This is a genomic window from Mesorhizobium sp. GbtcB19 (genome assembly GCF_019091085.1).
In the GTDB taxonomy this organism is placed as follows: Bacteria; Pseudomonadota; Alphaproteobacteria; order Rhizobiales; family Rhizobiaceae; genus Mesorhizobium.
Map to the genome: position 1 here is coordinate 1 of NZ_JAGXJY010000630.1, position 230 is coordinate 230.

A 230-nucleotide genomic window follows, 5' to 3' on the forward strand; every position below is an offset into this window, starting at 1 on the left:
AGCCGCGCCGGCGCTTCCTTGTCGATGATCGGCGTCTGCAGCCCCCGCCCGGTGAAATAGGACTCCGGCGCTATGATCGTCGGCACGCTGCCGCACGCAATGATCTTCATCGTTCATTCCTCGGATCGTTGATTGGACAAAAGCCGCGCACGGCGTCTCGCGGACCAGTATCATCCTATAGAGGGGTTGTTGCAACCAGCTTGAAGCTGTCGCTGAACAATACGCTCAGT

Annotated in this window: 1 pseudogene; it reads right to left on the minus strand. The window is 58.7% G+C overall.

What is annotated here, in order from left to right:
• Positions 1-110, minus strand: a pseudogene (locus tag KVT37_RS33920) (cupin domain-containing protein); the annotation flags it as partial.
• Positions 111-230: the final 120 nt, after the last annotated feature.